Below are 21,498 nucleotides of genomic sequence, written 5' to 3' on the forward strand. Positions count from 1 at the left end.
AATATATTGCTTAATATAGTCTACAATTGAACACGCATAAAGTCAATTATACATCCCTTTTTTTCGGTGGCGTTTTCATGACAATGGATAAATAAATTAGAATTGTCAAATAAAATGATGAATATAGTTTTATAAATAGTAAAAAGGAGGTTTTGAAATGAAGAAGCGTTTTATTTGGTATATTCTTGCTGCCTTTATTTTATCCATCATTGTCGGAACTATGTTAGGAGAAAATGCTAGCTTTGTTCAACCACTTGGCGACCTATTTTTACGTCTGATTAAGTTTATTATTGTTCCATTAATTTTAGCTACCATTATTGTCGGAGTCACCAGTGCTGGAAGCGTCAGAAAGCTAAGCAGATTGGGAGGAAAAACATTAGGATATTATTTAGCCACAAGCTTTATCGCCATCTCCATTGGACTCATTTTCGGATACCTGTTCACACCTGGTACAAATACAGGAATTGATACACCTGAGCCAAGTTCAAGTTCAGCTCTAGCTGAATCAGAAGGTGTTATTCAAACAATTTTAAACATTGCGCCAACTAATCCAATGGAAGCATTAGCAACAGGAAATATTTTACAAATTATCTTTTTTGCAATATGTATAGGGATTGGCATTATTTTAGTAGGAGAATCTGCGCTACCGGTTCAACGATTTTTTAATGGACTTGCCGACATCATGTATAAAATTACGAATAGCATTATGTTGCTAGTTCCATTTGGTATATTCGGATTACTTACACCTATCATTGGTGAATATGGTTTATCCGTCCTCCTACCATTACTAAAATTAATCTTAGCAGTGCTGGCAGCATGTATTATCCATGCAGGAATCGTTTACGCACTCGCTGTAAAATCAATGGCAAAAATGAATCCATTCCATTTCTTTAAAGGAATCTTCCCAGCTGCAGCTGTTGCATTCAGTACTTCAAGTAGCTCTGGAACACTACCAGTGACAATGAAAAACACACAAGAAAATTTAAATGTTTCTAAGGAAACAAGTAGTTTTACATTGCCATTAGGCGCCACAATAAATATGGATGGTACTGCTATCTATCTTGGAATAGCAACTGTTTTTATTTCCCAATACTATCAAATTGAGCTTTCCTTTCCACAATTACTAACCTTAGCACTAGTAGCAACATTAGCCTCTATTGGTACTGCTGGTGTACCCGGTGCAGGATTAATCATGCTTACAATGGCATTAACAGTTGTTAGTCTGCCCCTCGAAGGGATCGCACTGATTGCAAGTATAGACAGAATTCTTGATATGATGCGTACTTCCGTTAATGTCATCGGAGACGCATCAGCAAGTGTTGTCGTTGATGCATCCGAGTCGCAGCGAGAAATAAAACATAGCTATACTAAATAACGAAGTAAACACCAAACGTAATTAAGAAACGAGACATGTAAGCGATTCATCTCCTTGTTCACAGATCGATAATATAAAGCGAAACTTCAATCAGGTGGGGGGGGTTTGTTTCCCCCCCACTGATTGTGGGGAGCTCTAAACGAAAATAGTATTTCATTTGAAGAAGATTTTATTCTCCTCCGAATGTTAGTTACAAAGTAAACGAGGTTCATTCACTTGTAATTTTTAACTAACCTACCTAAGATCATGCTTGTTACACAGGAAATTGTTAAAAGACATTTAAAGAAAAATGAAACTTTGATCCCACACCTTCTTCACTTTCCACCCATATTTCTCCTTTATGACAGTTGATAATCTCTTTACTAATGGATAAACCTAACCCATGTCCACGCATTTGTTTATCACTATTGTTTGTATAAAATCGTTCAAACACATAAGCAATTTCTGAAGCTGGAATCCCTGATCCTTCATCTTCTACCGTAATAATTGCTTGTTTATCAATAACCGTTAATCGTATTCGAATTTCTCCTTTCTTTGTATGTTTGATTGCGTTAGCAACTAAATTCGTCATTACTTGTTCTATTCTTTTCACATCAACTTCAACCAATAATTCCTGTTCTGGCATTGTATTAAAATTCCACTGGTAACGCAGACCAGCCTGCGTTACATCTAATTCAAATAGATGACAAAGATGCTTAAATAGTTGACGTAATGATACTATTTCCATCGAAAAATCTAGATTTCCAGCCTCCAATTGAGCAAGGTCAAATAAATCTTGAACAAGCCGATTTAAAGAGAATAGTCGTTTCTTAATTACTTGTAGATAAGAAAGCTTCTTTTCATCTTCATCAACGGTACCATCTAAAATTGCATTCACATAACTCTGAATGGTCGCAATCGGCGATCGCAAATCATGCGATATATTAGATAATAGCTTTCTTCTCATTTCTTTTGATTTAGCTAAGGAATCATTCGCTTGTATAAGGTTTTGATTGGCTTTATGTAATAAATTTGTCCGTTCTTCTACCTTCGCCTCTAATGATCCATATAAATATGCATTTTCAATAGATATGGCAGCCTGTGAAGCTAATAATGTGAGCAACACAATGGAATCCTGTGTAAAAACGTAGGACGCCTTATTATTTTCTATATACAGTACTCCAGTTAATTTTTGTTGATAAACGATAGGTATTGCTAGAATTGATCTAACCTGATTTTCTTTTATATAGTTATCGTTTAGAAATCCGCCCTTTTTAAAGGCTTCTCCTAGCACAACTGGTTCCATTGAACTTGCAACATAATGAACCAGTGAAACAGAAAAATTTTTCTGACCGTCAATGGATTTTGTCTTTTCGTAGATACTAACCTTTTCTTCTTCATAAGCTGCTGCCAGCTTCAATTCTCCAGGATAATTTAGAATAAGAAACGCCTTTTCTGCTCCTGCATTTTTCACAACGAGATTCATCAATTGCTGTAATAGACGGTTCCATTTAATTTCACGCGAGATAACGCTCGCTGCTTCGAAAATAGCATTCACATTTAAGCTTTCCTTCTCCATTTGCATAATCGGCATCTCTTTTTGCCGTTCAGCAAATAATTCTGGATGGCCCTGCGATATTTGTAATGCTACGTTGACTGCTCCCCAATCCATGAAGTACTGATATGCCTCAACCATATAAGCCATTGCTGACTTCGGTAAATCTCTATTCAAATAGTAATGACCTGCACATAGATTTGCTAATGCAGCATCCTGAATATAACCATTTTGTTTCGCAAAATTACTTGCTTGATTATACAAATAAATTGACTTATCATTCGCATCTTTTATAGATGTTAATTCTGCTTTTACAAGTAAAAACTTATGCAAATAGTTTGCTTCTCCATGCGTTGACCACATTTTTAATTTGGCTAACCGCTTCTTTACAATAGCTTTCCCTTTTTGCTTAGATAACTGACCATCTCTTATTAATCTTACCGTCCAAAGCGCGTCATAAAAATAGTAATCCGGCACAATTACAAGAATAAGGTTGTCATCAACTAGGCGATCTAATTTCTTCATAATAGCAATTGCTCCTTGCTTATTTTGAAACAAATATGTCATCTGCAATCGAATTGTATAATGAATAATCGTTGCAGAAGGATCATTCGTAAATTCGGCAAATTCCCAGTTTACCTCTGAGTATTTAGATGATAACACATTAATCCAGTCCACCACTTCATCTAAGAAATCATTGGACAATATATACTCATTTCGTCTTGCAAATTCCAATTGTCTTTGAATTCCTGCTTTTACATCCAGTAAGTGTTCTCCTTTTATAAATAAAATCAACCCAATAAATGAGCTATTAGCACCAGCGAGATGAAGGTTACCTGATTCGATGCATAATTGCTGTGAACGTTCTAAATAATAGATGTTGCCATTAATATGATTTTTCCAATGATTAACAAAACTGCCAAACACAAAATATACGCGAGCCTTTAAACTGTTATCCGAATACTTTTCGGTATGCTTTATTGCTAAATTTGCAAAGTAGTAGCTTGCATCATAATCGTTAAAACCAGCACTCATCATTAAGGCATAATTATTATAAACCAATGCAGTGACATCCATATCTCCATGTTTTAAAGTCAAGCGAAGCGCTCGCAACATCAGTATTGTTGCTAAGTTTTGATTCACATGATAGGTAGGTGCATTTGTATTAATTAATGTTCGCATCATAGAATGTACGGTTTTATTTGCTACCTCTGGAAGGTTTAATAGATGACGTTCTTTCCGTTTTAAAGCCAGCTTTGTCAGCAAATATTCCTTCGTAATATCATACTTACTTGGATTTCGTTTGAAGTTCCAATTAATTAGCTGTAATCCTTCCAATCCTGCTTCTGTAGCCTTTTCTACTTGATGAATATGTGTATACAGCGTGATTTTTAGATCATAGATGCGTAATTTATCCTGTATCGAAGTAGCATAATGAAGAGTTTCATTTAATGTGTTTTCAGCTAGATCAAACTGCTGATTTAAATACTGAGCTTCACCAAGCCCAATCATAATTTTATATGTAATTGCATAATATTGCTCTTTCCATTTCACATCCGAAAGTAACTCATAGCCAATATGAAAATAATGAAGAGCAGCATCTGTTGCCGCACGATACTTAGCCTTTTCCCCAGCTTTCCAATTCCATTCTACTAACTCTAGCTGTTTCTGCCTTGATAATAGGTTTCGACTAAGGTTTAGATGATTAACAATATCAAAAATATATGCTTCTCGCTCTTTTTTAGTATAATTATTCAATAACTGCAGCCCTATCATGAGATGATATGCTTCTCTTTCCGTTTTTGAAAGGCTGGTGTAGAAAGCTTGTTGCACTTTGTCGTGTAGGAATCGATACGTAGGCGGATGCTTATCTAATAGGGAGATATCTTCGTTTGGATATATCCACTTATAACTTGCATCTAACGGGAGGACTAATCCTTCTTCAAGGCCATGCCATAGATTGTCTGCAACTTCATGATAACTCTTCTCAGAAATAGTAACTAATGACTTTAAATCAAATTGGTTACCGAAACATGAGGCTAACTGTAAAATTTTTATGGTATGAATAGGTAATTTTCCCATCCGTTTTAAAATAAAATCGATAATTGAATCTGACATCGAAATTTGTTTCAACGCAACGGTATCAATTCTCCATTCTGTCGTATCTTGATGGTACCCAATAACACCCTCATCATGAAACGATTGAAATAGTTGGACAATGAAAAATGGGTTCCCTTGTGTTATATGGTAAACTAGCTTCTCAACATATGAAGTGTCCATTTTAGTTAAAGAAAGGGTTTCACTAACCCACTCCTTTATATGCTTTTTCGTTAGAGGCTGAATTGGAATTTTTGTAATCTGTACTTTTTCTTGTTTTAGCCTTTCTAGCATTGCTTCAAATGGGTGCCCGACAAATATTTCATTATCACGATATGCGCCTATAATAAGTAAATGCTGATTATTAGGATTGATTAAGAGATAATGAATCAAATCAAGTGTAGCACTATCCGCCCATTGTAAATCATCTAAAAATAAAACAAGTGGATGATCTCCTTTAGCGAAAACACCAATAAACCTCCTAATTGCTTGTCTGAAGCGATTATGAATTCCTTCAGGAGGAAAATCACTTTGTTCTGCTTGTGAGCCAATCAACCATTTTATCTCAGGGATAAAATTGACAATGACAGCTGTATACGTATCTAATTCTTCTATTAAGCGACTTCTCCACTTCGCAGTACTTGCTTCTCCTTCTGATAGAATTTGCCGTAATAATATCTGGAATGCATGAATAATTGGCGCATATGGTATCTCCTTATTTAGGTGCATAAATTTCCCGGAAATAAAATATCCCTTTTCCTTAACAAGTGGTTTATGTAACTCATTTATCAACACTGTCTTGCCAATACCTGAAGGTCCTGGTACTAGAAGAAATTCTGTGCCTCCCTCTTTAATACGGTAAAAACCTTCTAACAGCTGCTTACTAGCTTCTTCTCTGCCAAACAATTCGCTTGGTCTTTCATAAACGCTAGCTTTATCTTTTTGTTGAAGTATGAAAGGAACGATGGTACCGGTCTGATTTAGCTGATTTAAACAAATCGCTAAGTCCTCTTTTAAACCAAAAGCGCTTTGGTACCGAGTTTCAGGCATTTTTTCTAAAAGTTTCATAATGATCGTTGATAGCATTACTGGTATTTTTGTAGTAATACTACTTGGGTCAATTGGTAATTTTGTGAGGTGAGCATGAATCATTTCTGCGGGATGATCTGTTTGAAATGGCAAATCTCCAGTAAGCATCTCATATAAAACGACTCCAAGAGCGTATAGATCTGTACGATAATCCAACGACCTGTTCATTTTACCTGTTTGTTCCGGGGACATATATGCAATATGATCTTTTATTTGATAAGGACTTACATTTGGATGTGGAAGCTCAGACGAAAGTGTTGTTGATTGATAAAACCCTGTTATCTTAATGCCATTCCCTTGTGAAGCTATTAAAATATTTTGAGGATGAATAGATTTATGTATAACGCGCTCTTGATGTATTGTACCAAGTGCATGTGCTATTCTTAAGGCAATAGCTATTAAATCTTTGACAGTTGGTTTACTATTTTCATACCAATCCATTAGCGTTCTACCAGAAAACGGCTCCATCACTATATATATATCGCCACCATGATTCTTTCGTTGCAAGGGTTTAAGAACATAATTACTCGTTAACTGCTTTGCCATATAAAAATCATGAAGCACCTCCGCCTTGCGTTGAGCGTAATTTGTACTTTTAGTGTCTTTTTTTATACAGACTATCGCTTTATCTTGCATGGAGAATGCCTTATATAAATCCCAAGTATCTGCTTCAATCACCGTATCTACTATTCGGTACCCTGGTAATGTTATCATGAAAACATCTCTCCCTATTTTCAAGAATTGCTTCGTGAACTGCTCCCACCACTTACCACCCTTACGGGTTGCTTGAAGTGGGGGCTTCTTGGGTAATCGCCACTTTTGGTAGCTGACGAAATGGACCAAGCTAACCCTCTTGTTCCAAGAGTTTATATTTTCATTAGGCACTTGCTAATAAGCGAATGCCTTCTTTTTTGATATGGAGAGCTGAATTATAATCTCTATCGAGATTTAACCCACACGAACAAGCGTATGTTCTAATTTCTATAGGCATTGGTTGGATATTTCCGCAACTCGAACAAGCTTTGGTAAGTTTTATCGACAAATACTTAATAAATTAGCAAAAGAACAACGTAAACTTTCTCGTAAATGGAGACTTCTTTCGGAAGTACGTTAAAGAACACATTTGACTCTTTAACTATATTTAAATGAAAATTTAATTAATTTTAAACTCCCTTTATACATGATTATTTAATCTTATAAATAAAGGGGGAGTTAGAATGAAAAAACAGGAGATTACTCAGAATCAATGTCAATACGATGAAGAATGGATTCAATTAATTTCCTTAGCTAAATTCTATGGGTTTACTACAAACGAAGTACGTTTCTTCATTAAATGTATAAAAGAAAAAGACTACTAATTACGCTGCTCACTAGCAAACCTATATCCTATACCTCGGATCGTTTGTATATATTGGGGGTCTTCTGGATTATGCTCTATTTTCTTCCGAATATTACTTATATGGACCATAACTGTTCGATGATCCCCAAGACTGTTCACTCCCCAAATCAATTCAAATAACTGCTCCACACTATAAACGCGATTGGGATTACTTGCCATCAAATACAGTAGTTGAAATTCTTTTGCAGATAATTTCACCTGTTTTCCGTGCGCTATCACTTCAATACTTTCGGGTTTTATCAAAATTCCAGGATAGATAATTTGCTTAGCCGTTGCATAGGTAGTTTCTCCTTCAACTTTGGTCGATAATACTCGATGACGTCGTAAATGTGCTTTAACCTTCGCTACAATAACTGGCATACTTGTACTCTTTGGGATAAAATCATCTCCACCAACTCCAAGACCAAGGATCTTGTCTACATCCTCTTCCTTCGAACTAAGGAATAATATAGGAATTTCTGATTTTTTTCGGATCATTTGACAAAATTCATATCCATCTAAATAAGGCATCATGACATCTAATAATATTAAATCAGGATTTATTTTATCCACACATTCGATTGCTTGGTAACCATCTTCTGCTAAATGAACCGAGAATCCATTTTTCGTCAAATATAATCCCAAGACCTCTAGCATGTCTAAATCGTCGTCAACAATTAATATTCTCTCGCTTGCCATCAACCATCACCTTACTCAATAATATAATGATAAGAATTTAAATTTTCAGTAAAATCAGCATATGACTATTATACTACACAAGATAGATTTTTCCAGTTTTCTCTGTTTTATTTTACAGTTAGTTTCATAATTATTGTCTACTCGCTTTATTATAGGAGGTACATAGATATTTTGACTAGCTTTAATAGTCTTTTACAATACTTAAAAGGACATTTTGGCATTTATGTTGAATAATATATATTAGGAAAGATAAGGAGGATAATCATGCAAACAACATTTGAAAATTATACATATGAACGCCCTAATTTACCTCAAGTAAAGCTAACATTCAAAAAGTTAGTAACTGCTTTTACACAAGCTCAATCACTCGACCAGGCAAATCAATCCTTAACAGCAATTAACGATTTTCGAAATCGATTATCAACTATGTTCAATTTGGTCTATATTCGAGCTTCTATTGATACAAATGATGAATACTATCAAAATGAGAGGGATTTCTTTGACGAGGCAGAGCCAGAAATAAGAGGCCTTACCTTTGATTTTTATAAAGAATTAGTAGCTTCTCCATACCGAGATGAATTAGAAAAACAATGGGGGGCTCAACTTTTTCACATTGCAGAATGCGAATTAAAAGCATTTTCACAAGAAATTATTCCATTGCTTCAAAAAGAAAATAGATTGACTTCCGCATACGCAAAACTAGTAGCATCCGCTGAAGTCGAGTTTCAAGGAGAAACTTATACACTTGCACAACTTGGACCATTTGCTCAGGATAAAGATCGCAATGTTCGAAAAGAAGCAAGCTTAGCTAGTGCAGAATTTTTTAACACACACCGCGAGCAATTTGATGAGATATATGATCAATTAGTAAAAATCAGACATGAAATAGCGACAACACTGGGGTATAAAAATTTTGTGGAGGTAGGCTATCTACGGATGCAACGCATCGATTACGATGCTGAGATGGTCCATAATTTCCGTAAGCAAGTAAAAGATGTCATTGTTCCTTTAGCTTCGGAGCTATATAACCAGCAGGGAAAACGTATTGGTGTGGATACATTAAAATTTTACGATGAAAATTTCCGTTTTCAAAGCGGAAATGCAACACCAAAGGGCAATCCGGAGTGGATTATTGAGAATGGTAAAAAAATGTATAAAGAGCTTTCTCCTGAGACTAACGAATTCTTTCAATTTATGTTGGATCGACATTTAATGGATTTGGAAGCAAAAAAGGGAAAAGAAGCTGGAGGCTACTGCACGATAATAGAAGATTATCAAGCTCCATTTATTTTTGCTAATTTCAATGGAACGTCAGGAGATATAGATGTTCTTACACATGAAGCTGGTCATGCCTTTCAAGCATACGCAAGTAGTCATTTTAGAATTCCTGAATATTTATTTCCAACATCAGAGGCTGCGGAAATCCATTCAATGAGCATGGAATTTTTCACATGGCCATGGATGAAGTATTTCTTCGGAGAGGATACTGAAAAATATAAATATGCTCACTTAACTGAAGGTCTGCTATTTTTACCATACGGTGTAGCAGTGGATGAATTCCAGCATCTCGTATACGAAAATCCACAATGGTCACCTGCAGAGCGAAAACAAGCTTGGAGGAATCTCGAAGCGATTTACCTACCACATCGTGATTATGACGGCAATGATTATCTTGAATCTGGTGGTTTTTGGCAGCGCCAAGGACATATATATGATAGCCCTTTCTACTATATTGATTATACGTTAGCTCAAATCTGCGCCTTCCAATTTTGGAAACGATCACGTGAAGATCATGAATCAGCATGGAAAGATTACATCAAACTATGCAAGCTTGGAGGTTCTATACCTTTCTTACAACTGGTAAAATCAGCGAATCTCTCTTCACCTTTTAGTGAAGGGACGGTAGAATCTGTTGTAGAAACCATAAAGGATTGGTTGTCTTCTATAGATGATCAAGCTTTATAAGTGAAACTTCAATCAGCGGGGGGTTTGTTATCCCCACTGATTGTTAATACCACAAAAATTATCAACACTATGTTTATGCAGTCGTTAAAATGGGATACGTACTTTCAACATATCGTAATTGCTTATCTTTTCCGTTCACTAAAATAGAATGTGTAATATAATTCCCATTGACCGTCTTTATTCCGTTTAGAAATAAATTTGCGGTAATTCCCGTAGCAGCGAAAATGCAATTATCCGTATTTACTAATTGTTGATGAGTTAATGCTTGTTCCGGGTTTACTATTCCCATTTGTAAACATCGTTGTATTTCCTCGCTATTCCTGGGCATTAGCTTTGCCTGCATCTCTCCACCAAGACATCGTGCTGCAACAGCTCCCAACACCCCTTCTGGTGCTCCACCAATCCCCAGAAACATATCAATATCTAATTCTTCCATACAAGTCGCAGTCGCATAAATAACATCTCCATCATTGAATAAAAGTACGTTTGCACCACAATTCCGAATACGATTAATATATTCTCTGTGTCTTGGTCGATCTTGAATAAGAATATTTAATTGATCCATCGGTTTATCTAACGCCTTTGCCAACGTGTGTAAATTATCTTCTAACGGGGCTTCAATATCAATTTTCCCTTTTGCTTTTGAGCCGACAGCTAGCTTTTTCATGTACATATCTGGTGCATGAAGTAACGAGCCCCTTTCAGCTGCGGCGATCACTGTAATGGCATTTCTTTGTCCATTGACGATTGGTGTTGTTCCTTCAATAGGATCCACTGCAATATCAACAGCAGGACCTGTTCCAATACCTACCTTTTCACCAATGTACAACATGGGGGCCTCATCTATTTCCCCTTCACCAATTACAACAGTCCCACTCATCTTTAGTCGATTCAGTTCCTCTCTCATAGCGGATGTTGCTGCTTCATCAGCTGCAATTTTATCTCCACTCCCAACCCAAGGCTTTGATGCAATCGCAGCTGCTTCAGTAACCTTCAAAAAATCTAATAACAATGCTTGCATTAGATACTCCCCCTAGTTTAGCTGCAATGATTACCTGCAGCTACTTCTTCACAACTTTGATTTAAAAATTTCTTTTCGTTTTCAATAATTTTATCTACTTTTCGTTTTGAACCATTTGCCCAAGAAACATTTAAAAAGGCCTCAACCACCTTTTTTCCAATTTCAATGCCAATAATTTGTGCACCCATTGTTATAATTTGTGCATTATTACTTAACTGGGCACGTTCTGCAGAGTACGTATCGTGAGCAAGGGCAGCACGAATTCCCGGATATTTATTTGCAGCTATACATACACCAATGCCTGTTCCACAAATTAATATTCCCCTATTTAATTCTCCTGCTCGAATCGCCTGCGAAACTTCAAAGGCTACATCTGGATAGTCAACAGCATTACAGGAATGACATCCATAATCAATCATTTCATGTTCTGTATCCTTCAAAAATTCTTTTATAGATTCTTTAAATGCATATCCATTATGATCACTGCCAATCCCAATTTTCATGTTACAAAGCCCCCATATTTCTGTTCATTTCTTTTCATTTTATTTCATATTTTATTATTTTTCAATATTTATTTTCGTTTTTATTTATTGTATTGTTTTTAAAATAAAATGGGGATCTTACTTCCAATAAAATGCGCGATAATAATTACAAAAAAATAGAATCAGAGAAAAGTATCTGATCCTATTTTTTTCGATCCTTTACTCTTTTTTTATTACCCTTAACTTGCTTTTACTTTTTTCGCTTCCACAAAGTCTAAAAACGTAGCAAGTATGAAATAGGCAGAAGTAGCTCCTGGATCTAGAGCACCTACCGATCTTTCTCCTAATCTACTAGAACGCCCCTTTCTCGATACTAAATCCTTCGTAGATTCCATACCTTCTTTTGCCGCAGCAATTGCCTCACTATATGCTGCAATAAAGTCGTTCGATTCCTTATATTTCGTCTCCAACATCGTCGCAAATGGTTCAAGTGTATCAACCATTGTTTTGTCTCCAACTTCAGACCTTCCCCGTTCCTTAATTCCTTTAGCGAAAGCAAGCCAATATGCTACCAGATCATCAGTATGAACCGTCGATTTATTTTTAATTGTTTTAGCACCTCTCATAAAACCTGTTGCATATAAAGGACCGACAGAAGAACCGACTGCATTTAAAAATGTCTTTCCAACAATTAGACTAATTTTTGCACTGTCTTCTTCTTCAGCGAGCTCATTTAACAGCCTTTCATGTACAGCTTGCCAGCCAATAGACATCGTAACTCCGTGATCTCCATCACCAATCCTTCGGTCAAGTTCACAAAGGTAATCTTTTTGCTCTTCAATCATATTTACAATCAATATAAAATAATCCTTAAAATCTCTAGCTGTTATCTCCATTTTTGATCCCCCCATTTAGGACATAGAATTATTTTTGTACAAACATCGGGCAATTTACTGGATGGTCCATTGTTTTCTTTAATTCAGCATCTAACTTCATAATTGTTACAGAGCAACCACCCATCTCAAGTGAAGTAATGTAATCACCTACATAAGAACGGTAAATCCCTATACCCTGCTCTTTTAATAATTGCTCTACTCTACGATAAACAATATATAGTTCCATTCTTGGAGTTGAACCTAAACCATTAACTAATACTGCCACCTGCTCCCCTTTGTTAATCTGAATATCTTGTAATATGTCCTTAACAAGTCGATCTGCAACATGGTCTGCAGTTTCAAGTGGACCCTTTTCAATTCCAGGTTCTCCATGATGTCCCAAACCAATTTCCATCTCATTCTCTCTTAGTTCAAAACTAGGTTTCCCCGTTTGAGGTAAGGAGCATGGTGATAAACCAACTCCCATCGAACGGGTGTTAGAATTCGCTTTTTCAGCAACACGTACTACATTTTCTAAATTATACCCAAAATCTGCTGCTGCTCCAGCTGCTTTATAAATAAAGAATTCTCCCGCTATACCACGACGCTTCTCCATTTCTTCTTTTGGTGCAGATGCAACATCATCTGTTGCGAGCGCTGATCCTACTTGAATATCTTCCTCTAAATCAGCCATTTCCGCTGCCATTCCAAAATTCATAACATCTCCAGCATAATTTCCGTATAAGTATACTACTCCTGCTCCTTTATCAATAGCTTTTGTTACTTCTAGAATAGGATCTGGTGACGGAGAAGCGAATATATTTCCTACAGCTACACCATCAGCCATTCCATCACCTACATATCCCATAAAACCGGGCTCGTGCCCTGAACCACCACCGATTAGAATACCTACTTTATTATCCCTTGTTTGTCTAGCAGTAACTAATGAACGGTTGTTTTCTGGTAATTGCCTTATGTAATCAGAATGCGCTTTCATATATCCTTCAATCATTTCCTCTACTACATTGGTTGGATTATTTATTAGCTTTTTCATTGATGCACACCTCTCATTTAATAGTAACCTCAAAAAATTAGAAACTTCCCACTTTTCATTCTATCATAATAAACCGTTACATTAGCTTATGAATAGCCCATGCTTCTGTGGACTATTCATACGTATTCACATGCTATTAAACAACGGAGCGTGCTCTATCTTTTTCTTCTATTTCAACCTCTTGCTCAGGTAATTTTAAGAACATAGTCATAATTGCTCCAGCAAAATATAATCCAGCTAATAACCACATTAGACCTTGCGTGCCTATTAAATCATAGAATAATGCAACAAGTGCAGGTCCTACAAAAACGCATAAGCCAGCCCCTAAATTTAGAATAGACATGGCGGCTCCTTTGTCACCATCTCCAACTAATGAAGGTGTTAAAGCAGAAAGTGGTACAAATCCAGCTAAACAAGCTCCCCATAGCATACCAATTAATCCAATTAAGAAAATATTCCCTGTAAAAACCTGTGGGACATAAAACATCATCAGGGTAAAGACCCCACAACCAACTGCCCCAAACCACATGACAGTATTTCTCCAACCAAATTTGTCTCCCACATAGCCAAAGATTAAGTTAAATGCTATATTGGAAATGAAGATGGTTCCCCAAATATTTAGCCAAACGGTAGTTTGGATGCCTTGATCTGCTAGATAAATAGGTAAGAATAACGGAAAAGCATATTGAGATGCTTGGTTGATAATACGAACAATACCAGCTATAGCAACCTTTGGCTCCCTTTTTAAAATCGTTATTCCATTTACTAATTCTTTTAATTTATTATCCGCACTATTTTTCGCCTCTAATTCAAATTTATCCCGATTAACAATTATTGCGAAAAATGCTCCAACACATACCCATAAAACCGCACTCCACATCGTCGGTATATGTCCAATTGCTTTAATTGCCCAGCTTGAATAGTACGCCCCTAGCACACTTAGGCCGCCGGTAAACACAAACCAAAACCAACCTACGGCAGTTCCTAGTTGACATTGTGGTGTACGATACGTTATCCAAACAAGAAATGCATAGGCAAATAATGGGTAACCAAACCCACGTAACGCATATGTTGGAATCATCAATTCATAATGAAGGTTCGGTATGGCTAGGCCGACAAATAGGATATGCCCAATTAAATATAGAACCAGACCAGTGGTCATCGTTTTTCTAGGACCAAATGCTTCCACTAAGACCCCGGATAACCAAGCTGCAATAGCAATTGTTACCCCATAAGATGTTGTAAGAAATGCTGCTTGCTGAACGGATAACCCTTCATCTACAAGAAATGGGCTAATCCAGGCTAACTCTAGACCATCTCCCATCATAAAAATCAATACACCAAAGTACCCCCAGGCTAAATTTGCTGGAATACCTATTCTGTCTAAAAATGTTTGATTTTGATTTAAATTTGGCATGATTCTCCCCCTTGTATTAGACATCGTTATGGCTGTAAAATAATTTTTAACGACTTATCGCCTTTTTTCATTAATTCAAAGCCCTTTTCAAAGTCTTCTAGTGGTAGTTGATGTGTAACAACCCCCGCTGTTGGAAAGTCTCCGTTGGAAATACCTTCTATCACTAAAGGGTAACAGTATGGGCCGAGGTGAGAACCTAATAAATCAAGCTCTTTCCGATCACTTATAATGCTCCAATCCACGGAAACCGGCTCGCCAAACACACTAAATTCCACAAATCGCCCAAGTTTTCGAATAGCATGCAGACCTTGTTCCACTGATTTCGGATGACCTGTTGCTTCAATATAAATATCACAGCCATATCCATCGGTCATATCTTTAATTTCCTTTACAACATCTGTTTTACTTGGATTCAAAACAATATCTGCACCAAACTGCTTCGCTAATTTCAAACGGTCTTCTTTCATATCCAATACGACTAATTTTTTGGGTCCAGCTTTTTTAATTGCACCAACCATTCCTAACCCCAAAGTTCCTGCACCAGAAAGTACAACAATATCACCTAATTGCACTTGAGCGCGTTGTACAGCGTGAAGACTACAAGCATACGGTTCAATTAAGATAGCATCTTCAATCGGCAAATCTTCAGGTACTTTGTAATTAATAGCTTCTTTTGTAAACTTCATATATTCAGCCATGCCACCGTTTACATTATTTTGGAAACCATATAAATCATGCTTTTCACACATCCAATACTGACCGCGGTTACAAAAGCGGCATTCCCAACAAGGAACAATTTGTTCGGAAATCACTCGATCACCAACTTCAAAATCAGTAACTGCTTCCCCCTTTTGCACGATGCGACCAATAAACTCATGACCTGGAATCATTGGAGCTTTTATATAGGCGGGCTGTGTTTCATCTCCCCAGAAACTCGGAGCACCTTCATAAGCCTTAATATCACCAGCACAAATACCACATGCTTCTACTTTAATGATTATTTCCTTTTCATTTTCTAACTTCGGTGATTTAACCTTTTCCTCAAGTTTATAATTTTTCGGGCTATATGCTACAATCGCTTTCATATGTTCAGGAATTTCTTGTTGTTTACTAACATTTTTTTCTAATGCCTTTTCCATACTCCCATCTCCCTTTCAATTCGTATCCGTAAAGCATTATTTTCGTAGAAATGAATCACGAATTTTTTTGAAATCGTTTTCAATTTCTATTTATATATTATCATTCATTTTCGTATTGTCAATATTATTTTTGATTTTTTTCAATTTTACTTATTTAAATAAGTATTTTTTATTAATTAACATAAAACGAAAATATATATGGTTAGATATTGATAAATACCGATAAATGAAATAAGATTAAGGATAGAATATATATAAGGGTGAAACTTCATGAAAATGTTTGCTAGTGAACGAAGGAGTAAGATTATTGATCTTCTTCATGAGAGAAAGCGGATTACTGTTAAAGAAATCGCTTCCCAGATTGGGGTATCCGAAGCTACATTGCGAGCTGATCTAAATAAAATGGAGCATGAGGGGCTTTTAACAAGAACTCATGGTGGGGCAGTGCTTAATGAAGATAAAGAAAACGATAATAGCTTCAACGTAAGACAAAAGAAGAATAAAGAAGAAAAAATCCAAATTTCTAAAAAAGCAATTGAACTCATTGAAGAAAAACAATGTATCTTACTCGATGCAAGTTCCACGGCATTAGAGTTGGCTCGCTTATTAAATTCGGCATCACTACGCTTAACCGTTGTTACGAGTGGACTGCAAACAGCAATTGAATTAAAGGATAATCCAGATATTACTGTAATATTAATTGGTGGTGTCGTAACTAAAAAATCAACTTCAATTGAAGGCACATTAGGAATTGATATTCTGGATTACGTAAATATTGATATTATGTTTACATCTGCAAATGGATTTTCCTTCGAAAATGGTTTAGAGGATTTTAACTTATATGAAGTACAAATTAAAAAGGAGATTGTGAAACGAGCCTCAAAAGTAATTGCTTTAGTTGACTCCTCCAAAATCGGTAAATCTTCCAGTGCGGTATTTGCCAAATTTGAACAGATTGATCGATTAATTACAGATCAGCCAATCGAGTCACCATTTTTAAACAAGTTAAACGAATATCGTATAGATACCATTATTACGAATGAAACATAAGAGGTGGGATTAAAAAACTCACTTCTTTTTTCTAATATCAATAAACAGATTTTTTAAATTTTAATAGATAATACTATTAGATAACCTTCCCACTTTCAACGGAATTGACAAATGGCTTTCGTATTTGAATAATAGGTAGCATAAGGTTGAATATGCAAACAAAGGAGAAGTCCATGAACTATAAAATTCTATTCCTCGATATCGACGGTACTATATTAAAACCAGACCATACATACTCACCTTCTACAAAAGAGGCAATCGTCCAAGTACAACAGCAAGGAATACTTGTTTTCCTTTGTACAGGAAGGCCCCTTCACGAAGTAAACGACTTAGCTCATGACCTGGGAATTGATGCATACATTGGCTATAATGGTGCCTATGCCGCATATCAAGATAAGCCACTTGTCAATGAACCTATGAAACAGCATACATTAGAAAGTTTTCTGTTACTTGCAAGCAAGCATCATCATGAACTCGTTTGCTATACAAGTGAAAAAAACTATTTTACAACTTTATTTAATTCAATTACGAAAGATTTTGCAGAAGTTTTTCAGTTAAAGCAAAACGAAAGGCTATCAGATCATGTACTTGATCAGATACTTGGCGCTTCAATTATGAACGTCAGTCCAGACCAAATAAAATTGTATGAGGCAATGGAAGAAGGTATTCATTTATCTAAGGTAAATGTAGAGGGAGTCGAAAACTGTTATGATATCATTCGCAAACAAGTGAATAAAGGAGAAGCAGTTAAGGGAGTCCTAGAGCATCTACAAATAAAAAAAGAACAGGCTATCGCATTTGGAGATGGTATGAATGATAAAGAAATGCTACAAGCTGTAGGAGAGGGTTTTATTATGGAGAACGGTGATCCTAATCTTCTACCATTTGCAAAACACCAAACCACATCCGTACAGAATTCTGGTATCTTCAATGGGCTGAAACAGTTAGGTCTAGTGAAGTGAATGAAAAAAAGGGAAGCCAGGTCATTAAAATATCCTTTACAAAGGGTACACATCTGCTTGCCCTCTTTTTTATAAGAAAAATCCACCGTAAATAAGCGCACCTATGATGACAAATGCTGGATGTACTTTCATACGCTCCAGTAATAAATAACTTACAAGCATCAATATAACTGTTTGCCATAAACCGATACCTTCATAAGATTCACTAAAAAAGCGCCATGCCATTACACCTAGTAAGATACCGATAACTGGTCGAATGTAGAGCGTCATTCGCTTTACTTTCGGTGAATTCTTATATTTATACAGTATACTTAACAATACAATAATTAATAGTAGGGACGGTGCTACCGTAGCAAAAACACCTATTGCAGCCCCTGGGATTCCCGCGACATCATAGCCAATATAGCCGGCCATTTTTGTAGCTATTGGTCCGGGTAGTGCATTTCCTAATGCAAGAACTTCACTGAACTCCTGAACATTCATCCATCCATAACGAGTAACTACTTCATTTTCTATAAGCGGTATCGAGGCTGGTCCTCCTCCATACCCCAGTATTCCCGGTATGAAAAACGCAAGAAATATTTCCCAATAGATCATGACGGATCACCTTCCCTACCGGTGATGTTTTCTTCTGTATTTGGCGCTTTATCCTTCTTTACGAGTGCTAGGATTAATAAAGCCGCTATAATAAGTCCTGGGTGTATATGTAGAACTTGCAATAAAACGAAGACAATTAACAGTACTAGTCCTGTTTGTAGCCACCCCATTCCTTTTCCTGCTTTATGAATAAATTGCCATGTTAACGTTGCTAGCATGACTCCAACTATTGGTATGACTGCAGCCGTCATCCCCTGAACCCAATCGTACTCTTTTATGGAGGATAAGGATGAAAGAAGTAAAATCATCAGAAAAATGGTAGGTAATATTGTTGCTAATACCGCATTAATCATTCCCAAAACCCCTGATACCCGGTAACCAATATAACCGGCAAGCTTTGTAGCTATTGGGCCCGGTAGTGTATTTCCCAATGCAAGTAAATCACCAAATTCCTCATCATTCATCCACTTAAAATTATCTACCACTTCTTTATGGACAAGTGGTATAGAACTTGGTCCACCACCATATCCTAAAATTCCAACTCGAAAAAATGCTATAAAGATATTCCAATGATTCCTCATGGCTCACGTACCTTTTCGATAATGTAGCTTACACTAAATATTCATCCCACGTCTCAAGAAGTGGGCTTGCCCGTTCGGAAAATCTGTATTTTCTTACTCTTACACCAATTTAAATTCTATACTAATAAACAAATATTTAGCTGTCAACAATTTATTATGTCAAAAACAAATAAAAATAATGATAAAACCTTACAAAATAAAATCAAAGCATAAAAAATCTTACCATTTGTATTTATCAAATGTTTGAGTATTACATTGTTTTTCTCAGGAAAGTTATCTGTTAAACTATATTTAGCTTTAAATAAATCGTAGGAGCAGAAACGATGAAACTGGATAACATTGATGTAAAATTGTTAGAGGAACTTGCTGAAGATGGCCGATTATCTTATGTTGAATTAGCTGATAAAGTTGGACTATCGCGTGTGGCTGTTAAGGATCGAATTCAAAATTTAAAGGAAAAAGGCGTTATTGAAAAGTTTACAGTTGTCATTAACTCAGAGAAATTCGGAAAGCAAGTATCCGCTTTTTTTGAAGTAGATGTGGAACCAAAACAGCTTCAACGAGTTGCTCAAAATTTAGCTGATCACCCTCAGGTAGCAAGTATTTATCAAATGACAGGACCCAGTACACTACATATGCATGTACTTGTAGAAAACTTTCAAAATCTTGAAGTATTCATTAACGAAGAACTATATTCTGTTGAGGGAATAACTCGAGTAGAAAGCTCAATTATCCTAAAGCGATTTAAAAGTAGAACTGGGTTTAAATTGTAGTCACACCTAATAAAGGTGATGTCCTTAATGAAATCACCTTTATTTCGTATTACCAAAAATATAGTGCTGCCAAGATCGCAATGATAAAAAATACGGTACTAGAAAATAATCCAATAAACACTTGCTCTTTCCTAGAGTACGCAAGCGTTTGACTCGCCAAATAGGTCGTAGTTGTATGAATAGGTAAAATAATCATACTACCGACAATCATAATAATTAAAAGTGCTAAGGGAACAGGAGGAAGTCCAACCTGGTGAGAATAAGACATAACAACTGGAAAAATAACAATAATTGCCGATGATGGTACGATAAAAAAGAAGCGTAATATGAACACCATTATTGCAATAATACTAACACTTAATACTACTCCTGCTCCTTCAGGTACGACTTTCATTAATAGTTGCGCTAATTGAGATGCAGTTCCATTAGTTTCAAGGACAGAACCTAATGAAAAAGAAGCTCCCAGCAACAAAAAATTCTCCCAGTCAAGCTTACGTATATCACTATTTGTTACTAAGTCAATTTTCGGAATGGCGTAAAAAACAACTAAGAGCATAGGTGGCAATAATAAAGGTACTTGCTGGGGATCAGTAACGACCCACGTCAATACCATTACGAAAAAGCTTATACTAACTATCCACATTTGCTTCGAAGGCTCTCCTTGATCTTCCTTCAATATACTAGAAGTAGAACTGGGTACGTTAGAATAGCTAATTTTACGGGATTGCCTCGAAATATAGTTATAAACAAAAAGAAGGGTCAAAATGGAGCCAATCCATATTGGAGGGGCCATAAGTAAAAACCAGTCTAACCATCCTAAATCAGCAATTTGATAATCCCTTAAGAGTTGAGAAGCCAAAATCGGAAATCCCCCACCAGTATAAACAATCATTGTTGCATGCTGGTTTATCATTCCAATAACATGAATGCCATATTTACGAAATGGACTTTGCTCTCCTAGAGCAAAATAGTCATTTAATCGATCTATCAAAGGTAATAGCATTTTGAAACGTGCTACAGCTGATGGAAGCAGCACAGGTAGCAGTAAACTAAATAGAGGCAGACCGATAATAATAAATTTCGGTCCCCCTTTACTCATTTTCAACAAAAATCGAGCCACTATGCCATCAACACCCGCCTTAATAAGCACCTGACTGATAATTGATAACATAAAAATAAAGTAAATCGCTGGTGATAAAAATCCTACTACTGCCTCTTCCATACTATCAGCTAACTGAAAAACCATCAATAATGCAATAATTAATATACTACCAGCTCCAGTAGGAATTGGAGCCGCCACCCATAAGTAAACCGCTATTCCTAGTACAAACAATGTACGAAGTTGTTCAGCTGTGAAGTGTGTAGCCATCGCGTCTTTTACAAGCAATAGTACTAAACAACATATTACCA

Annotated in this window: 17 protein-coding genes and 1 pseudogene; 6 read left to right on the forward strand and 12 right to left on the reverse strand. The window is 36.2% G+C overall.

Features of this window, described 5'->3' with window-relative positions:
* The first annotated feature begins 157 nt into the window (after positions 1-157).
* Entirely contained in the window at positions 158-1,375 is a 1,218-nt protein-coding gene (locus tag D9782_RS21855; RefSeq protein ID WP_121605732.1) for a dicarboxylate/amino acid:cation symporter, read from the forward strand.
* A gap of 268 nt (positions 1,376-1,643) precedes the next feature.
* On the opposite strand, the gene D9782_RS21860 is transcribed toward D9782_RS21855, so the two are convergent.
* Positions 1,644-6,809 carry a sensor histidine kinase gene (locus tag D9782_RS21860; RefSeq protein ID WP_121605733.1) on the reverse strand — a complete coding sequence of 1,722 codons (5,166 nt, stop codon included), beginning with the start codon at positions 6,807-6,809 and terminating at the stop codon, positions 1,644-1,646.
* A 163-nt stretch (positions 6,810-6,972) separates the two neighbouring features.
* Positions 6,973-7,122, reverse strand: a pseudogene (locus D9782_RS21865) (zinc ribbon domain-containing protein); the annotation flags it as partial.
* A gap of 190 nt (positions 7,123-7,312) precedes the next feature.
* Between D9782_RS21865 and D9782_RS23250 the strand changes: the two are divergent.
* Entirely contained in the window at positions 7,313-7,453 is a 141-nt protein-coding gene (locus tag D9782_RS23250; protein ID WP_161629299.1) for a hypothetical protein, read from the forward strand.
* On the opposite strand, the gene D9782_RS21870 is transcribed toward D9782_RS23250, so the two are convergent.
* Positions 7,450-8,172, reverse strand: a complete 723-nt coding sequence (locus D9782_RS21870) for a response regulator transcription factor (protein WP_034679847.1) — start codon at positions 8,170-8,172, stop codon at positions 7,450-7,452. The two genes, D9782_RS23250 and D9782_RS21870, sit on opposite strands and share 4 nt — an antisense overlap.
* A 264-nt stretch (positions 8,173-8,436) precedes the next feature.
* On the opposite strand from D9782_RS21870, the gene D9782_RS21875 reads away from it, so the two are divergent.
* Positions 8,437-10,137: a M3 family oligoendopeptidase gene (locus D9782_RS21875; protein ID WP_121605734.1), complete on the forward strand. Its 1,701-nt coding sequence runs from the start codon at positions 8,437-8,439 to the stop codon at positions 10,135-10,137.
* A gap of 73 nt (positions 10,138-10,210) precedes the next feature.
* On the opposite strand, the gene glpX is transcribed toward D9782_RS21875, so the two are convergent.
* From glpX to D9782_RS21905, 6 genes are all read right to left on the reverse strand, one after another.
* Complete coding sequence (glpX, locus tag D9782_RS21880; protein ID WP_121605735.1) at positions 10,211-11,158, reverse strand: class II fructose-bisphosphatase; 948 nt, start codon at positions 11,156-11,158, stop codon at positions 10,211-10,213.
* Between the two features lie 17 nt (positions 11,159-11,175).
* On the reverse strand, positions 11,176-11,661 hold the full coding sequence (gene rpiB / locus D9782_RS21885) for a ribose 5-phosphate isomerase B (RefSeq protein ID WP_026682984.1): 486 nt from the start codon (positions 11,659-11,661) through the stop codon (positions 11,176-11,178).
* A gap of 218 nt (positions 11,662-11,879) precedes the next feature.
* The gene (dhaL, locus tag D9782_RS21890) at positions 11,880-12,536 is read right to left on the reverse strand and encodes a dihydroxyacetone kinase subunit DhaL (RefSeq protein ID WP_026682983.1); all 657 of its coding nucleotides are present in this window, start codon (positions 12,534-12,536) and stop codon (positions 11,880-11,882) included.
* 28 nt (positions 12,537-12,564) lie between these two features.
* Positions 12,565-13,569, reverse strand: a complete 1,005-nt coding sequence (locus D9782_RS21895) for a dihydroxyacetone kinase subunit DhaK (RefSeq protein ID WP_121605736.1) — start codon at positions 13,567-13,569, stop codon at positions 12,565-12,567.
* Positions 13,570-13,705: 136 nt separating this feature from the next.
* Positions 13,706-14,986, reverse strand: a complete 1,281-nt coding sequence (locus D9782_RS21900; RefSeq protein ID WP_121605737.1) for an MFS transporter — start codon at positions 14,984-14,986, stop codon at positions 13,706-13,708.
* A gap of 26 nt (positions 14,987-15,012) precedes the next feature.
* The gene (locus D9782_RS21905) at positions 15,013-16,125 is read right to left on the reverse strand and encodes an MDR/zinc-dependent alcohol dehydrogenase-like family protein (protein ID WP_026682980.1); all 1,113 of its coding nucleotides are present in this window, start codon (positions 16,123-16,125) and stop codon (positions 15,013-15,015) included.
* A gap of 270 nt (positions 16,126-16,395) precedes the next feature.
* Here D9782_RS21905 and D9782_RS21910 point away from each other — a divergent pair, with 270 nt between their 5' ends.
* Both D9782_RS21910 and D9782_RS21915 read left to right on the forward strand, forming a co-directional pair.
* The gene (locus tag D9782_RS21910) at positions 16,396-17,175 is read left to right on the forward strand and encodes a DeoR/GlpR family DNA-binding transcription regulator (protein WP_121605738.1); all 780 of its coding nucleotides are present in this window, start codon (positions 16,396-16,398) and stop codon (positions 17,173-17,175) included.
* A gap of 173 nt (positions 17,176-17,348) precedes the next feature.
* The gene (locus tag D9782_RS21915) at positions 17,349-18,137 is read left to right on the forward strand and encodes an HAD family hydrolase (protein ID WP_121605739.1); all 789 of its coding nucleotides are present in this window, start codon (positions 17,349-17,351) and stop codon (positions 18,135-18,137) included.
* A 69-nt stretch (positions 18,138-18,206) separates the two neighbouring features.
* Here D9782_RS21915 and D9782_RS21920 read toward each other — a convergent pair whose 3' ends face one another.
* Complete coding sequence (locus tag D9782_RS21920; RefSeq protein ID WP_026680077.1) at positions 18,207-18,734, reverse strand: chromate transporter; 528 nt, start codon at positions 18,732-18,734, stop codon at positions 18,207-18,209.
* Positions 18,731-19,315, reverse strand: coding sequence for a chromate transporter (locus D9782_RS21925; protein WP_026680078.1), 585 nt, complete (start codon positions 19,313-19,315; stop codon positions 18,731-18,733). The genes D9782_RS21920 and D9782_RS21925 overlap by 4 nt, the downstream gene beginning before the upstream one ends.
* A gap of 323 nt (positions 19,316-19,638) precedes the next feature.
* Between D9782_RS21925 and D9782_RS21930 the strand changes: the two genes are divergently transcribed.
* Entirely contained in the window at positions 19,639-20,088 is a 450-nt protein-coding gene (locus D9782_RS21930; protein WP_026680079.1) for an Lrp/AsnC family transcriptional regulator, read from the forward strand.
* Between the two features lie 49 nt (positions 20,089-20,137).
* Here the strand turns inward: D9782_RS21930 and D9782_RS21935 are convergent, their stop codons facing one another.
* Positions 20,138-21,457 (reverse strand): SLC13 family permease, encoded by a 1,320-nt coding sequence (locus D9782_RS21935; RefSeq protein ID WP_240455773.1) that lies wholly within the window; start codon positions 21,455-21,457, stop codon positions 20,138-20,140.
* Positions 21,458-21,498: the final 41 nt, after the last annotated feature.

It is taken from the genome of Virgibacillus sp. Bac332, assembly GCF_003667785.1.
In the GTDB taxonomy this organism is placed as follows: domain Bacteria; phylum Bacillota; class Bacilli; order Bacillales; family Amphibacillaceae; genus Virgibacillus; species Virgibacillus salarius.

What these genes read in the sequence shown, in the direction of transcription:
- D9782_RS21855 (WP_121605732.1), top strand. Translation starts at nt 158, where the DNA reads ATGAAGAAGCGTTTTATTTGGTATATTCTTGCTGCCTTTATTTTATCC.
- D9782_RS21860 (WP_121605733.1), bottom strand. Translation starts at nt 6,809, where the DNA reads ATGATAACATTACCAGGGTACCGAATAGTAGATACGGTGATTGAAGCA.
- D9782_RS23250 (WP_161629299.1), top strand. Translation starts at nt 7,313, where the DNA reads ATGAAAAAACAGGAGATTACTCAGAATCAATGTCAATACGATGAAGAA.
- D9782_RS21870 (WP_034679847.1), bottom strand. Translation starts at nt 8,172, where the DNA reads ATGGCAAGCGAGAGAATATTAATTGTTGACGACGATTTAGACATGCTA.
- D9782_RS21875 (WP_121605734.1), top strand. Translation starts at nt 8,437, where the DNA reads ATGCAAACAACATTTGAAAATTATACATATGAACGCCCTAATTTACCT.
- glpX (WP_121605735.1), bottom strand. Translation starts at nt 11,158, where the DNA reads ATGCAAGCATTGTTATTAGATTTTTTGAAGGTTACTGAAGCAGCTGCG.
- rpiB (WP_026682984.1), bottom strand. Translation starts at nt 11,661, where the DNA reads ATGAAAATTGGGATTGGCAGTGATCATAATGGATATGCATTTAAAGAA.
- dhaL (WP_026682983.1), bottom strand. Translation starts at nt 12,536, where the DNA reads ATGGAGATAACAGCTAGAGATTTTAAGGATTATTTTATATTGATTGTA.
- D9782_RS21895 (WP_121605736.1), bottom strand. Translation starts at nt 13,569, where the DNA reads ATGAAAAAGCTAATAAATAATCCAACCAATGTAGTAGAGGAAATGATT.
- D9782_RS21900 (WP_121605737.1), bottom strand. Translation starts at nt 14,986, where the DNA reads ATGCCAAATTTAAATCAAAATCAAACATTTTTAGACAGAATAGGTATT.
- D9782_RS21905 (WP_026682980.1), bottom strand. Translation starts at nt 16,125, where the DNA reads ATGGAAAAGGCATTAGAAAAAAATGTTAGTAAACAACAAGAAATTCCT.
- D9782_RS21910 (WP_121605738.1), top strand. Translation starts at nt 16,396, where the DNA reads ATGAAAATGTTTGCTAGTGAACGAAGGAGTAAGATTATTGATCTTCTT.
- D9782_RS21915 (WP_121605739.1), top strand. Translation starts at nt 17,349, where the DNA reads ATGAACTATAAAATTCTATTCCTCGATATCGACGGTACTATATTAAAA.
- D9782_RS21920 (WP_026680077.1), bottom strand. Translation starts at nt 18,734, where the DNA reads ATGATCTATTGGGAAATATTTCTTGCGTTTTTCATACCGGGAATACTG.
- D9782_RS21925 (WP_026680078.1), bottom strand. Translation starts at nt 19,315, where the DNA reads ATGAGGAATCATTGGAATATCTTTATAGCATTTTTTCGAGTTGGAATT.
- D9782_RS21930 (WP_026680079.1), top strand. Translation starts at nt 19,639, where the DNA reads ATGAAACTGGATAACATTGATGTAAAATTGTTAGAGGAACTTGCTGAA.
- D9782_RS21935 (WP_240455773.1), bottom strand. Translation starts at nt 21,457, where the DNA reads ATGGCTACACACTTCACAGCTGAACAACTTCGTACATTGTTTGTACTA.